Origin of the sequence: Halorubrum sp. C191 (assembly GCF_002727095.1) — an archaeon.
Taxonomy (GTDB): domain Archaea; phylum Halobacteriota; class Halobacteria; order Halobacteriales; family Haloferacaceae; genus Halorubrum; species Halorubrum ezzemoulense.
Genome location: NZ_NHNZ01000025.1, coordinates 103,013 through 114,404, shown reverse-complemented (window position 1 = coordinate 114,404; position 11,392 = coordinate 103,013). Strand labels below are relative to the sequence as shown.

Here is an 11,392-nt window from a genome sequence, read left to right as displayed (position 1 = left end):
TTACCCCGGTCGGAGTCGAACAGCCCGCGAGCGACGCCGCGATCGCCGAGGTCGACGAGAACGGCGAGTTCGTCGAGGTGATGGCGTAATGGCCGATATCCCCGACGAGATTGACGTGAAACGCGATAACCTTCAGGCGACCGTGACGTACGAAATCAACCTCAGCGAGTACGGCTTCGCGGAGGGTGTGTCGTCGTCGCCCGAGCAGGTCGCGAAAAACGTCGCGAAGCGTCGCGCGGAGCGTGAGTTCGATACAAACATCGCGCTCGGGGCGCTCATCGCCGCGGAGGAGGTCAACGATCCGCGGTACACCGACGTTTGGAAGGTGGTGGTTCAAATATGACGACGATATACCGCATCGAATACCCGAGCGGCGCGGTGTCCGACACGACGGACGCCGAACTTGCCGAGACAGCGTCGTTATGCGGCGCGAGGGTGACAGCCAGCACCGCCGCCCTCGACGCGTAGAGACGGCAAGCACGCGCCGTCTCGTCGTTATCATGGCCTCGCGGCCATGCCTGACCGCCCATCAGCGAGCGATGACGGCCGAGCGGCGGCCCGAGCGGAAGTCACCGGGTTCGAGGTGTGTGAACTATGTCTGGGAAAACCCAACTCGATAGTGGCATCGACGCCGAAAAAGCGAAACTCGCCGACCTCACCGGCGATCAGGACCATGAGGTCATCGGATACGGCGTGACGTACGTGGTCGGCGCCGAGTGGTCGGCGCTGACGCCCCGCGACTGGCTGATGGATCAGATGGAGGACATCGGCCTCCCTGACGACATCGCGCCGCCGCAGCCGACGCCGCGGAAGGCGTACAGCCGGACGATCGAGCACATGACGAAGCATTGGCTCGACGATTACTTCGTCGAGGCGCCGCGGGCCGATAATGGCGTCGAGGAGGAGCATCGGGTCACCGTCGACATCAAAGAGGGTGAAGGCCGCCGCTGGCATCACGTCCGCGGTGAGGTGTTCTTCGACGAGGAGGAGTCCGGCACCGAGGGCGGCGAGTGGCGGCAGTTCCACCTCGGCGATATTTTCTACGATGACGAGTCGAACCGGCTCATCGCCCGCGCCGACGACGACCTGAGCGAAGACGACTACCTCGCGCCGGTTTGGAAGGACGTGTCGGAGGGTGCGCGGAACCTTCACAAAGAGTTCCAGCACACTCACACCGCGACGGATATGCGGGACATGATTTACCGGGTGGTTCGGCGGTACACACAGAACGTCATCAAGCTTCAGCGGTCGGTGTACCTCTTCCCGGCGGCGATGATCGACTTCGTCGAGGACCTCGCCGAGCTGTTCGACCGCATCAACGAGTCGTACAAGGAGCGCGGTGAGCCGATGGCGATTCGGACGTTCGAGATCCTCGATACGCCGGACAAGCAGGCGTGGGTCGAGGCGGCTGTCACGCAGACGCTGGAGAAGGCGGTCGACGACATCGTCGAGGAGGCGCTCGACGCGTTCGACGAGGGCGAGGCCGCGGCGGAGGCGGTCGACGCGATCAAGGCGGACATCAACGCCGAGGCGAGCGAGACGGCCGAGATATACAACGGCCTCCTCGATGCGGAGATCAGTATTGAGGACGCGCTCGAACGGCAGAAGGAGCAGCTCAGCGATGACGAGAAGACGGAGATCGTCGACGACGTGATCGCACAGGCCAACCTCGACGACTTCGAGGCCGACGACGACGAAGCGGAGCCGGTTGAGGCGTAACGCCGGCACACCGCTCCTCCTTTACCGGTCTGCGTCGCCCCACCGTGACGTGGTAGACCGGCCCGAACCCACCAAAAATCCCCGGTCGGGTCGCTAAGCGGGCGATAACGGAGGTGTGCGAACGATATGGCAACCCAGAAATCCGAGGCCCAGTTGAAGCGGTTACTCCACGAAAACGACGGCGAAGTCCCGTACGATCGTGCGGTCGACGAGTTGGTCGCCGAGATCGACATCGCGGAGTCGACGGCGAAGCAGTACGTCGCCGACAGCATGGTCGCGGAGAAGGAGAAGCGCGCCGGCGCCGACGACATGGTCGTGCCGAGCGACCACCTCGCGGACGCGTTCGACGGCGACAGCGACGAGTTGGTCGCCGAAGATGCCGGTGCGGCGACGACGGAGACGTTCGGGTCGCTCCCCGTGTTAGAGGATACGGGTCACCCGGAGGTCCCCCGGCACGCGAACACCGGCTACATCCGGCGCCGGATGAGTCAGGACGACGAGAGTGAGCTACACAAGAAGACGGACGTGGATGTCGTGACGGCGGCGCTCGCCGACGACGACTTCTCGACGCTGTTGATCGGCAAGCACGGCATCGGGAAGGACGCGCTCCTCGAACACATCGCGGCGCGGACGAACCGGCCGATGGTTCGGCTCGTCGCGAACGACGATCCGGACTTCGTCGACCTCCTCGTCGGCACGTATCAGCCGACGGAGGACGGCGGGTTCGAGTACGAGGAAGGGCTGTTGACGACGGCGCTGCGGCACGGCTATATGTTCGTTCTGGACGAGTTCAACGCCCTCAGCGGCAAAGTCCAGACGATGTTGAACAAAATCCTCGAAGACGCGGACTCGTCGGAGATTGTCATCCCCGAGACGAACCAGGTCATCGAGCCGCACGACGAGTTCATCTTCGCGGCCACGATGAACCCCAACGAGGTCGGGTACGGTGGCCGCGAGATGCTCGACGCGGCGACATCGAGCCGGTTCTACCCGGTCCGGCTCCCGCCGCTGTCGGAGGACGCGGAGCGCCGCGTCATCGAGATGGAGACGCCGTTCGATCGAGACGACCCGGCGATCGACACGCTGTTGCGCGACGATGGCGGCGTCGTCACCGGTATTCGGTCACTGAAACGGATGGGCAAAACGTCGACGTGGATCAGTACCCGCGACGTGGTTCAGGTGGCGCGGATGGCCGACCGCCTCGGCAGCTTCGAGGCGGCGGCCGAGATGGTGCTTGTCGGCCGCGCCGACCCGGAGGATCGACAGGACATCAAACAACACATCAGCAGTCAGAACTGGTAACCATGTTCCTCGATACAAACACGAAGGTCGAAACGGTCGAGCGCCGCTTCGGTGAGGGCGGCCGAGAAAAACTGCGCGAATCAAAGGCCCGTCGCGAACACCTCGAGAAGCGGGCGATTATGTCGACGAATCAGGAGGTGTTCGTTCAGGTCAGCGGCGATCGGGCGTACGCTGACCTCGCGGACGCGGATACCGAGTTCGGATACACCGACCGGAAGATCATCAACGTGCGGGCCGATGTGCCGGAGCAGACGGAAACGTCGGTCCCCGAGGGTGAGTGGGACCTGATGGTTCAGGAGACCGACTTGTATCACGAAATCGGTCACCTGAAGTGGACGGACTGGCCCGCAGTCGAGGCCGAGATGGTGGTCGTCGATGACCCGGATCAGGCGCTGTTCAAGAAACTGTTCGACGCGTTCGAGGACGCGTTCATCGAGCCGCGGGCGGCCGACCGGTTCGGGATGGAAAACGAGTTCCGGATCACCAACGAGAACCTCCTCAAGCAGAACGACGAGGAGACGGTTTCCATCCTGAACGCGATCGTCTACCGGCTGTGGGAGGAGAAGCACCCGCTCGGGTGGCACGAGAAGCTCGTCGACCCGGCCGACGCGGACATCGAGTTCCTGACCGACGACGATCGAGAGACGTACGTCGATACGATCCTCCCGGCGTTGGAAGACACGATCGAGGCGTACCTCGCGGAGACGGACGCCGAGGAGCGGCCGGCGATCCTGCGGGAGTTCGTCGACGACCACGCCGCCGACATCAAGGGCACCGTGAAGTCGGGCGACACGACGACGCCGACGTTCGACATGGAGGCCATCTCACCGGATACAACGGCGAACGACGGCTCGGAAGGCGAGGAAGCCCCGGCGGCCGCACCGGACGATGACGACGATGGCGACGGCGGCGAGCCGGCCGAGTTGAGTGACAGTTTCGAGATGGCGCCGGTCAAGCAGGACGCCCGGATCGACTACTCCGACGAGGTCGACCGGCAGCGGCAGGAGGTTGGCACCGAGGCGTCGGTCAAGTCAGCGGAGGAGTGGGTCCGGGTGATCCAGACCGACTATGACGATGACATCGATCCGGAGATGGAAGTCGTTACGTCGGCGCCCGGCACGTTCGATCAGGACGCGTTCGAGGAGGCGAAGCGGATGAAGAAGCCGCTCGCCCGCGAGCTGGAGCAGCGCCTCCAGAAGCAGCGTGCGTCGCAAAAACAGAAGAAGAAGTCGACCGGCAAGGTCGACACGTCGCAGATGAAGAACGTGTCGAAGGGCAAGACCAACGTGTTCCAGAACACGTCCAAGCCCGACGCGAAGGATTACTCGGCGGTCATCGCGGTCGACCGGTCGGGGTCGATGTCGAACTTCGGAAACAGCCTCATGACGCCGACCGAGGAGGCCGCCGGCGCGCTGGCGATGGCGTTGGAGGAGGTCGAAGTCGAGACCGCGGTGATGTCGATGTTCGATGACCTGACCCGGTTGGAAAAGGACTTCCCCGAGTCCGTCGCGGACGCGAAGGAGAAGATGTTCAACGGCCGGGCCGACGGCGGCACGCCGCTGTCGGATACGCTCGCGCTGGCTCGTGAGCGGTTGGATCAGCAGGGCGGACATCCGTTCGTCATCGTCCTGACGGACGGGAAGCCGGATCACCGGGAGCTGTACCGCGACCAGTTGGCGATGTGCGACTTCCCCGTGGTCGGCATCTACATCCGCGAGGATGACGAGGACTTCGACCAGCAGTCAATCAACGCGAGTCAGTACTTCCACAAACTCGAACACCGCCCGGCCGACGAGGCGCTGGCCGGCGCCCGGTCTCTCGTGAAGGACATCCTGTTTTAAGCCCATGTCCGACGAGCGCGACATCCCCGACGAGGTCGAACCGGGTGAACAGTATCGACTCGGGTTCCGCGTGTTTTCGGCGACGGCGTCGAATAAGTACGCGGGCAAGTTCGGCTACTGGACGATGGAGGTGCCGGTGTTTACTCGCGAGGTCGAGGGTGAGGTTGAGCTGTTAGTCGAGCAACCGTGGCTTGAGGGGGCGACGACGGCCCGCGCGCAGTACGCTCGCTGGCATATCGACGGTATGACGCTCCCTGATCCCCACATCGAATATCTCCGCCCCAGACGCGAGTAGACGCGGTTTCGGATGAGGCGCGTCGCGTTCCACCTGCGACGATGTCGCGGTCGAGAGACGCGCGTGTCTCGTCCATCTCTCTGTTATCACGCCCTGCCGAACCCCGGTCGGGTGTGCCTGTCCGGCCCGGACAGCGAGGCGCGAGCCGGAAGTCAAGAGGGCGGTGTTCAAACGATGAGTGGAAACCCGCTTGAGGCGATGCTGAGTGGTGGAGCCGCAGAAATGCCTGACCCGTCGTTCGTCGTCGCGCTTGGCGCCGAGTACGTCGCGGACGACGAGATGATTCACGTCGAGATCAACGGCGACGCCTACGTGTTCACGCCGGAGAACTTCTCGAAGCTCGCCGCCGGGGCGATCGAGATCTGTGAGAAGGCCGACGTTGACATCGACGGCTACGACGGGCAGGAACTGGCCGAACAGGTGCGCCAGGACAGCCTCGACGACGACGCGGCGACGATCGGCTTCAACTGACGATGAGCGAGCGCGAGACGGTCCTGTACGGCGAAACGCGGGCCGCGACGACCGAGGACGACCTCGACTACATCGCGACCGCGCTCGACGCGTACACCGTCGTCTACGACGACGGAACGGTGCGGATCGAGCGCGACGGCGATGCGCCCGCTCCATCGACGGCAGCGGGTGAGGACAACGAGGGCGACCTCGACCGGATGGTCGTACGTCGCCGCCTCGCCGATCAGTCGGTCGACGTACTGGAGTCGAAGGCGGAGCGGCTCGGCATCGAGAACCCGATGCGGCTGTCGAAGGCGAGTCTCATCGGCGCGATCCTCGATGCCCGCGACGACGTGGCGGATCAGGCGTAGTGCGCTAACTCTCATTTTTGCGGGTGTGCTGTGAAGGTATCAGTCGAGGCCCATCCTCCAGTATTCGCTCCGCGTATTCCTCCGGAGTTGGCTGTCGAGGCCATGAGTAATCCTGCCACCGGGACGCGACGCTTCTCGTGTTCGACTGGGGGCGGCTGAATCGAGGGTTCGAGTCCCTCCACCCGCTTGGGTGGCGACCTACCGCTGGTGTCAGTATGCCGAAAACCGAGCTAACCGAGGTAGAATTGACGTTGCGAGAGGTACGGCTCCGCGATCGGATTACCGATGAAGAGCGAACGGGCTGGCAAGTTGAAAACGAGGAGCTTGACAGGCCGGTGCGGGGTGATTCGCCCCAAGAAGCGTTGGAGCTGTTCGCAGCGTGTCTTGAGACAGACAACGACGACGCCCGAATCGAGTTAGAAGACCTCGAAACCGGGCAGCAACCGCTGGCGTAACGGAGTTACTCTCCGTGGCGGGGTTCAATTCCCCGCGGTTGTTTGGGTGGCGACCGACCGCCGGTGAAACGACGATGAGTCAGAGCTTCGGGACGCCGTATCTCGACGACGCGCTGCTGGTCGAGAACGGCACGACGCCCGACGAGGTGGTATCGTTCGTCAGGCGGCGGGCGTTGAGTCCGCGCCGCGTCGCCGGGATGACGATTTGGAACTTCAATAACCACGAACTCGATCGAGAGCAGTTGGCGGCGCAGGCCGACGACCTGCTCAACGACCGGTACATCGTGCCGTTTCAGGTGTCCGGGGCGTGGGGGTTCATGGCGGCGCTGCTGCCGGAGACGATCCTCGAAGCCGAGGTGTTGGTGTTCGACCAAGGCACAGGTGAGTATCACCCCTATCCGAGTTACTTCCGACACACTGAGAAGGAACACCAAAATGAAGTGAAGTGTTCAATTCAGCAAAAACTGTCGGAGGTGACTGCCGGTGCCGACTGACGTGGAACTCTCCGTTATCGATGCGTCGCGGTCGTTCGTGCGCTTGCCGATTCGATATGTCGAGCGGCATCTGACGCCAGAAGAGCAGTTCGTGACGTGTCAGGGCATTGGCCATGAGTTTCAAATCGCGGTCGCATCCGACCGGGATAACATCGTCCTGCGGATGCCGACGGCGGAGTGGTATCAGACGAAGCCGTACGAGCAGCGGCTTCACATCGAACGTGAAGGAACGCCCCGGACGCGGGTGTACGTCGGTCGGCATATCGACAGACTCGCTGTCGAACGGAGCAATGGCGAGCAAACGATCCCCGCGACGCTGGAGGTCGTCGAACATGGCATTTTACCAGAATCCTGAAAAACTCACCATCGACGATGCGGAGCGTCTCCTCGAACGGTTCGTCGTCGATCACGGCGATGTGAAAACGAACGTGACGGCCCGCGAGATCCTCAAGCTGTACGACGAAGAGACAATAACGCACAATCAACTCCGCGTCGTCTGGATGTTAGAGGAGGACTCGCGGTTCGAGGAGCGGGAGCGGTCGGGTAACTCGCGGTGGCGTCGGATGTGGCGGTACACGGAGGAGGATGGGCGATGAGTAAGGAGTCGGTGCCGGCCGTCGTCGACACGCGCGAGCCGGTCGAGGTGGCGGCGTTGGTCGCCGAACACGAGGAGGTCGACGGCGTCGAGCGTGAGGAGTTGGCCGCGGCGGACATCGTCTTCGGCACGGTCGGCGTCGAGCGGAAGACGATCGACGACTACGTCGCTTCAATCGAGGACGGGCGGATTACCGAGCAGATCGAGAAGCTCGCCGACGCGTTCGAGACGGCGTACATCCTGATCGACGGCGACCTCGTCGAGTCCGAGCAGTTATGGCAGTCGGGGATGTCGCCGGCGTCGGTTCGCGGGCATATCGCGTCGACGACGGCGCGGGAAAACGGGATCGAGGCGGTGATCCCGTGTTCCTCGACCGAATTACTCGTCGATCTCGGCGTGAGATTGGCGCGTAAGCACGTCGAGGACCCGAGCCGGTCGTACGTGCCCTCCCCGGACATCACCGGCAGAGACGCCGATGTGACGACGCAGATGTACGCGTGTCTCCCCGGCGTCGGCCCGAAAACGGCGGCGGCGTTGGCCGAGCGGTGGCCGTCGATGACGGCGTTCGTCTCGGATGTCGACTGGGAGGCGCTTCAGCGTGTCGACGGTATCGGCGAGGAAACGGCGGCGTCGATTCTGACGGCGCTGTCGGGAGGTGAGGATGCCGAAGCTTGAGGGGATTGGCAAAAGGGACCCGACTGGACTCGATTTGACGTGGGACACGTCGTTAGAAGCGGAGTTGCGAAAGGTCGGTGAGGTCTCTCGCCGCCCGTTAGTTGACGCGGATGTCTTCGCCCAAACGAAGACGGACCGGACCGTCAACGGATCGATAGTGGAGCCGTCGGCGCGTCCTGCCGGCGAACACACGATCACGACTGGCGACGGCACCGAGGAGTCGATCACCAGTTACTGGGACGATTCGGATGTTACGCCGGTTGATGACGTGTTTCTCGTCGGGGCGGATGCGTGGGATGGCGAGCCGTACAGTTGGCCGGCGTCGAAACTGTGGCTTCAGGAAGCCGTCCGCGTCGATCCCTCGTCCGGTGGGTCCTGTCCGGAGTGTGGCGGGCAGATAGACGACCCGGTCGAGCGGTACGACGGCGTCGTTTTCTGTAGCATCGGCTGTTTGAACGATTCGGTTTAGCGGCCTGTTACCCCGGTTATGAGTAAAATCGAACCCGAGGAGTGCCCGCGCTGTGGCGCTCCCCTGAACGGTACAGTTTGCCAAACGTGTAACTGGAACCCGCGCTCGGCGGCGACGGTCGACTGTTTCGAGTGCGGGCGCGAGGTGTATCGAGCGCAGACGAACGAAGTGAAGGTGCGGACGGCGATGGGCGTGCCGACCACGAAACCGGTGTGTACCGACTGCCGCCCGGACCCGGCCGAACTGCTCGGAGGTGATCGGTGATGGATCGCGACTACGAAGGATCTGCGATCGACGCGACGATGACGTATCTGTCGGAGATCGAGGTGCCGGAAGAAGGCGAAGTCGAGGTGCCGGGCGAGGACGCGGAGGGCGTCGAGACAACTGAGACGTGGCCCGATGCGGCCACCGATCGCGACGACCTTAACGACGACCAGATCGCGGTCATCGAGGCCGCGATCGATCCGAGCCGCGACTGGGACTCGCTGTGTGCCCTCAGTCGTGAAGTCGTGCCGCATCGGCATCGCAACTACGCGAACAAGACGCTGAACCGGCATCACCCGGCGGCGCACGAGGCGATCAAGATGGAGGACCGAAACAAGCCCTCCAGCGCGCACGAGTCGGGGGCGGATCGGTCGCGGGATGGCCGGACGGAAACGGTCGACCTGATCGAACGTGTCGAGTTCGAGATGAGCGCCGAGCGGGCCGAGTCGCTGGTCGGCTGGCTCCGCGACGTGGCGAAGTACTACGCGATCGCGGATGACCCGGAAGCGGCAGAGGTCGTCGAGACGGCAGAGATGGTCGAAGACAGCGTGTTCGGGGGTGAGGCCTGATGTCTGACGCAGATGACGCCGACGATCGCGTAGCGCGGTTTTTGACGGCGTCTGACCGTCAGGCCGGCACCGAGGTCACCGTTCAAGAGACGAACACGCTGGACTTTCTCGACGCGTACGTCGGCGGCGACGGCGTGATCCGGTCGGCGTTCAACGGTGCGAAACTGAACGCGGAGAATCACGAGGTGGTCGAGTATGACGAGTGACCTTCATGAGTGCCCGGAGTGTCACCAGACGGAGGTCGACCTCGAAAATACTGACTACCTCAGCCACGGCATCGACCTGACGTTTTCGTGCCGGGGGTGTGGCGCGCAGTTCGTCGCCGCGCTCCGCGACGCGCAGAAAGAGGTGATCGACTATGGGAAGTAGAACCGAGCGAAAGCTCCTCAACGCGTTGGAGGAACAGGGATACACCGGCCTGAAGGTCGACAAAACGGGCGGTGGCGGCTATCATCACGCACACGACGCCGGCGACATCCTCGTCGGGGAGCCGACCTCCGACGCTTTCCCGGCCGACCTGTGCCGGTTGTATGCGATCGAGGAGAAATACAACTCGTCGGAGACCGACAAGTACATCGACATCAGCGTCGCGAAGACGGAGGCGTTTGTCGCGTTCGCGGAGGCGATCGGCGCGATGCCGGTCCTGTCGGTTCGATGGTCGACCCGGCGCGAGTGGTCGCCCGGCGCCGATCACTTCCATATCGACGCTCGGGCGATCGACCTCGAACGCGACGTGAAGCAGTTCTCGATATCGCCTGATTGGGTCGACGACGGCACGCCCGACCACATCGGAGCGGAGTTCAGACCGACGGAGGTGTTTTTCTGATGCCGCGATGTCCAGAGTGCGACTCGATGGCGACTGAAATCGTCGCCACGCAACGGCATCGAAACACGATCGTCGAGACCTACGTATGTGAAGAGTGTCCGACGACGTTCCGGGCGGAGTACGGCGATCCGATCGTCGAGGTCGTCGAGACGGAGGTGACTGCCGATGATCGGTAGTCCGGCGGCGACACTCGCGGCGGCGATCGCGGCGGTGTGTTTCGGTGTCCTCCTCGTTTTGCTCGGCTTCGTTTTCTACCCGCCGGTCTGGGCCGTGTATCGTGAAGTCAGGCAACGACTCATCGACGGAAGCGACAGCCGAGGTGAAACACATGACTGACGGCGATCATGCCCGAGAACACCCGACCGAAGCGAAGTATCGACGCCTATGCCGACACGCGGCGAAACTCGACGCGGCGGCGTTCGACGACATCGGCGACGAGTATCACGAGCAGGCGCACGAGGATATCGAACCGGTCCTCGATCACATCGCCGACATCGTGGAGGTACTCGACGCGAACTACGACTCGATCGACGCCGACCTCGACTACGGGCTGTCGATAGATGACGAGGTGATCGAGCGGCAGGACAAACCCGCCGTTGCCGGTGAGTGTGTCGAGTGTGGAGCTGATATCTACTACGGCGAGTGGCACGTCCTGCGAAAAAGTGAGTGCGACCGCGTCCCCGATGGCGTTGCGACGAAAGTGGCAGCCGGCCGCCCCGACGGCGAACGCGTCTGTGCGGAGTGTTCGGACCGCGACCGCGATGACTTCCCAGAGCGGGGTGACGATGCCGGGTCTTGAACGCCCGAGGGGTAGGGCTCGAACGCCGATCGGCGACAAGTACGGGTTTCCGTGGCGGTTCGCGTGTATCGACTGCGGCTCGGTTAACGTCGTCGAGCGGTCACAGTCGGGCTTCACCACGGCGGAGCCACCGCGGTTCTACTGCCAAGAATGCGGCACGTCGGCGGACGAGGTACTGGATCGAAAACAGAGAACGAGAATCGGTGAAACGGAGTTCGAGGTGATCGTCGATGGGTGAGTATCGCTGTTCGGAGTGCGGCGCCGCGAC

At 63.3% G+C, this 11,392-nt stretch carries 22 protein-coding genes; all 22 read left to right on the top strand.

Annotated elements, in window-relative coordinates:
* The first annotated feature begins 88 nt into the window (after positions 1-88).
* The 22 genes from Z052_RS01885 (at position 89) to Z052_RS19610 (ending at position 11,362) form a co-directional block, all read left to right on the top strand.
* A complete protein-coding gene (locus Z052_RS01885) occupies positions 89-343 on the top strand; it encodes a hypothetical protein (protein WP_099288646.1) in 255 nt (84 codons plus the stop codon).
* Positions 340-468 (top strand): hypothetical protein, encoded by a 129-nt coding sequence (locus tag Z052_RS21180; protein ID WP_275094152.1) that lies wholly within the window; start codon positions 340-342, stop codon positions 466-468. Before Z052_RS01885 ends, Z052_RS21180 begins: the two co-directional genes overlap by 4 nt.
* A 126-nt stretch (positions 469-594) precedes the next feature.
* Positions 595-1,719 carry a DUF6744 family protein gene (locus Z052_RS01880; protein ID WP_099288644.1) on the top strand — a complete coding sequence of 375 codons (1,125 nt, stop codon included), beginning with the start codon at positions 595-597 and terminating at the stop codon, positions 1,717-1,719.
* A 126-nt stretch (positions 1,720-1,845) separates the two neighbouring features.
* A complete protein-coding gene (locus Z052_RS01875) occupies positions 1,846-3,021 on the top strand; it encodes an AAA family ATPase (RefSeq protein ID WP_144049964.1) in 1,176 nt (391 codons plus the stop codon).
* Between the two features lie 2 nt (positions 3,022-3,023).
* Positions 3,024-4,862 (top strand): VWA domain-containing protein, encoded by a 1,839-nt coding sequence (locus Z052_RS01870; RefSeq protein WP_099288640.1) that lies wholly within the window; start codon positions 3,024-3,026, stop codon positions 4,860-4,862.
* 4 nt (positions 4,863-4,866) lie between these two features.
* On the top strand, positions 4,867-5,157 hold the full coding sequence (locus tag Z052_RS01865) for a hypothetical protein (protein WP_099288638.1): 291 nt from the start codon (positions 4,867-4,869) through the stop codon (positions 5,155-5,157).
* 174 nt (positions 5,158-5,331) lie between these two features.
* Positions 5,332-5,628, top strand: coding sequence for a hypothetical protein (locus tag Z052_RS20050; RefSeq protein ID WP_158228644.1), 297 nt, complete (start codon positions 5,332-5,334; stop codon positions 5,626-5,628).
* Positions 5,629-5,630: 2 nt separating this feature from the next.
* On the top strand, positions 5,631-5,978 hold the full coding sequence (locus tag Z052_RS01855; RefSeq protein WP_099288634.1) for a hypothetical protein: 348 nt from the start codon (positions 5,631-5,633) through the stop codon (positions 5,976-5,978).
* Positions 5,979-6,193: 215 nt separating this feature from the next.
* Positions 6,194-6,433 carry a hypothetical protein gene (locus Z052_RS01850; protein WP_144049963.1) on the top strand — a complete coding sequence of 80 codons (240 nt, stop codon included), beginning with the start codon at positions 6,194-6,196 and terminating at the stop codon, positions 6,431-6,433.
* 74 nt (positions 6,434-6,507) lie between these two features.
* Positions 6,508-6,927, top strand: coding sequence for a hypothetical protein (locus Z052_RS01845; RefSeq protein WP_099288632.1), 420 nt, complete (start codon positions 6,508-6,510; stop codon positions 6,925-6,927).
* The gene (locus tag Z052_RS01840; protein WP_099288631.1) at positions 6,917-7,282 is read left to right on the top strand and encodes a hypothetical protein; all 366 of its coding nucleotides are present in this window, start codon (positions 6,917-6,919) and stop codon (positions 7,280-7,282) included. The genes Z052_RS01845 and Z052_RS01840 overlap by 11 nt, the downstream gene beginning before the upstream one ends.
* Complete coding sequence (locus tag Z052_RS01835; protein WP_099288630.1) at positions 7,260-7,523, top strand: hypothetical protein; 264 nt, start codon at positions 7,260-7,262, stop codon at positions 7,521-7,523. Before Z052_RS01840 ends, Z052_RS01835 begins: the two co-directional genes overlap by 23 nt.
* Positions 7,520-8,197: an ERCC4 domain-containing protein gene (locus tag Z052_RS01830; protein ID WP_099288629.1), complete on the top strand. Its 678-nt coding sequence runs from the start codon at positions 7,520-7,522 to the stop codon at positions 8,195-8,197. Before Z052_RS01835 ends, Z052_RS01830 begins: the two co-directional genes overlap by 4 nt.
* A 157-nt stretch (positions 8,198-8,354) precedes the next feature.
* Positions 8,355-8,666 carry a hypothetical protein gene (locus Z052_RS19620; protein ID WP_144049962.1) on the top strand — a complete coding sequence of 104 codons (312 nt, stop codon included), beginning with the start codon at positions 8,355-8,357 and terminating at the stop codon, positions 8,664-8,666.
* Positions 8,667-8,684: 18 nt separating this feature from the next.
* Positions 8,685-8,930, top strand: a complete 246-nt coding sequence (locus Z052_RS19615; RefSeq protein WP_144049961.1) for a hypothetical protein — start codon at positions 8,685-8,687, stop codon at positions 8,928-8,930.
* Positions 8,930-9,499 carry a hypothetical protein gene (locus Z052_RS01820; protein WP_099288627.1) on the top strand — a complete coding sequence of 190 codons (570 nt, stop codon included), beginning with the start codon at positions 8,930-8,932 and terminating at the stop codon, positions 9,497-9,499. Before Z052_RS19615 ends, Z052_RS01820 begins: the two co-directional genes overlap by 1 nt.
* A complete protein-coding gene (locus Z052_RS01815; RefSeq protein ID WP_099288626.1) occupies positions 9,499-9,705 on the top strand; it encodes a hypothetical protein in 207 nt (68 codons plus the stop codon). The genes Z052_RS01820 and Z052_RS01815 overlap by 1 nt, the downstream gene beginning before the upstream one ends.
* Positions 9,695-9,868, top strand: coding sequence for a hypothetical protein (locus Z052_RS20045; protein WP_158228643.1), 174 nt, complete (start codon positions 9,695-9,697; stop codon positions 9,866-9,868). Before Z052_RS01815 ends, Z052_RS20045 begins: the two co-directional genes overlap by 11 nt.
* A complete protein-coding gene (locus Z052_RS01810; RefSeq protein ID WP_099288625.1) occupies positions 9,858-10,325 on the top strand; it encodes a hypothetical protein in 468 nt (155 codons plus the stop codon). Before Z052_RS20045 ends, Z052_RS01810 begins: the two co-directional genes overlap by 11 nt.
* Positions 10,325-10,501, top strand: a complete 177-nt coding sequence (locus Z052_RS20040; RefSeq protein ID WP_158228642.1) for a hypothetical protein — start codon at positions 10,325-10,327, stop codon at positions 10,499-10,501. Before Z052_RS01810 ends, Z052_RS20040 begins: the two co-directional genes overlap by 1 nt.
* Positions 10,502-10,653: 152 nt before the next feature.
* On the top strand, positions 10,654-11,124 hold the full coding sequence (locus Z052_RS01805; protein ID WP_144049960.1) for a hypothetical protein: 471 nt from the start codon (positions 10,654-10,656) through the stop codon (positions 11,122-11,124).
* Positions 11,087-11,362, top strand: coding sequence for a hypothetical protein (locus tag Z052_RS19610; RefSeq protein WP_144049959.1), 276 nt, complete (start codon positions 11,087-11,089; stop codon positions 11,360-11,362). The genes Z052_RS01805 and Z052_RS19610 overlap by 38 nt, the downstream gene beginning before the upstream one ends.
* Positions 11,363-11,392: the final 30 nt, after the last annotated feature.

What these genes read in the sequence shown, in the direction of transcription:
- Z052_RS01885 (WP_099288646.1), top strand. Translation starts at nt 89, where the DNA reads ATGGCCGATATCCCCGACGAGATTGACGTGAAACGCGATAACCTTCAG.
- Z052_RS21180 (WP_275094152.1), top strand. Translation starts at nt 340, where the DNA reads ATGACGACGATATACCGCATCGAATACCCGAGCGGCGCGGTGTCCGAC.
- Z052_RS01880 (WP_099288644.1), top strand. Translation starts at nt 595, where the DNA reads ATGTCTGGGAAAACCCAACTCGATAGTGGCATCGACGCCGAAAAAGCG.
- Z052_RS01875 (WP_144049964.1), top strand. Translation starts at nt 1,846, where the DNA reads ATGGCAACCCAGAAATCCGAGGCCCAGTTGAAGCGGTTACTCCACGAA.
- Z052_RS01870 (WP_099288640.1), top strand. Translation starts at nt 3,024, where the DNA reads ATGTTCCTCGATACAAACACGAAGGTCGAAACGGTCGAGCGCCGCTTC.
- Z052_RS01865 (WP_099288638.1), top strand. Translation starts at nt 4,867, where the DNA reads ATGTCCGACGAGCGCGACATCCCCGACGAGGTCGAACCGGGTGAACAG.
- Z052_RS20050 (WP_158228644.1), top strand. Translation starts at nt 5,332, where the DNA reads ATGAGTGGAAACCCGCTTGAGGCGATGCTGAGTGGTGGAGCCGCAGAA.
- Z052_RS01855 (WP_099288634.1), top strand. Translation starts at nt 5,631, where the DNA reads ATGAGCGAGCGCGAGACGGTCCTGTACGGCGAAACGCGGGCCGCGACG.
- Z052_RS01850 (WP_144049963.1), top strand. Translation starts at nt 6,194, where the DNA reads ATGCCGAAAACCGAGCTAACCGAGGTAGAATTGACGTTGCGAGAGGTA.
- Z052_RS01845 (WP_099288632.1), top strand. Translation starts at nt 6,508, where the DNA reads ATGAGTCAGAGCTTCGGGACGCCGTATCTCGACGACGCGCTGCTGGTC.
- Z052_RS01835 (WP_099288630.1), top strand. Translation starts at nt 7,260, where the DNA reads ATGGCATTTTACCAGAATCCTGAAAAACTCACCATCGACGATGCGGAG.
- Z052_RS01830 (WP_099288629.1), top strand. Translation starts at nt 7,520, where the DNA reads ATGAGTAAGGAGTCGGTGCCGGCCGTCGTCGACACGCGCGAGCCGGTC.
- Z052_RS19615 (WP_144049961.1), top strand. Translation starts at nt 8,685, where the DNA reads ATGAGTAAAATCGAACCCGAGGAGTGCCCGCGCTGTGGCGCTCCCCTG.
- Z052_RS01820 (WP_099288627.1), top strand. Translation starts at nt 8,930, where the DNA reads ATGGATCGCGACTACGAAGGATCTGCGATCGACGCGACGATGACGTAT.
- Z052_RS01815 (WP_099288626.1), top strand. Translation starts at nt 9,499, where the DNA reads ATGTCTGACGCAGATGACGCCGACGATCGCGTAGCGCGGTTTTTGACG.
- Z052_RS20045 (WP_158228643.1), top strand. Translation starts at nt 9,695, where the DNA reads ATGACGAGTGACCTTCATGAGTGCCCGGAGTGTCACCAGACGGAGGTC.
- Z052_RS01810 (WP_099288625.1), top strand. Translation starts at nt 9,858, where the DNA reads ATGGGAAGTAGAACCGAGCGAAAGCTCCTCAACGCGTTGGAGGAACAG.
- Z052_RS20040 (WP_158228642.1), top strand. Translation starts at nt 10,325, where the DNA reads ATGCCGCGATGTCCAGAGTGCGACTCGATGGCGACTGAAATCGTCGCC.
- Z052_RS01805 (WP_144049960.1), top strand. Translation starts at nt 10,654, where the DNA reads ATGACTGACGGCGATCATGCCCGAGAACACCCGACCGAAGCGAAGTAT.
- Z052_RS19610 (WP_144049959.1), top strand. Translation starts at nt 11,087, where the DNA reads ATGACTTCCCAGAGCGGGGTGACGATGCCGGGTCTTGAACGCCCGAGG.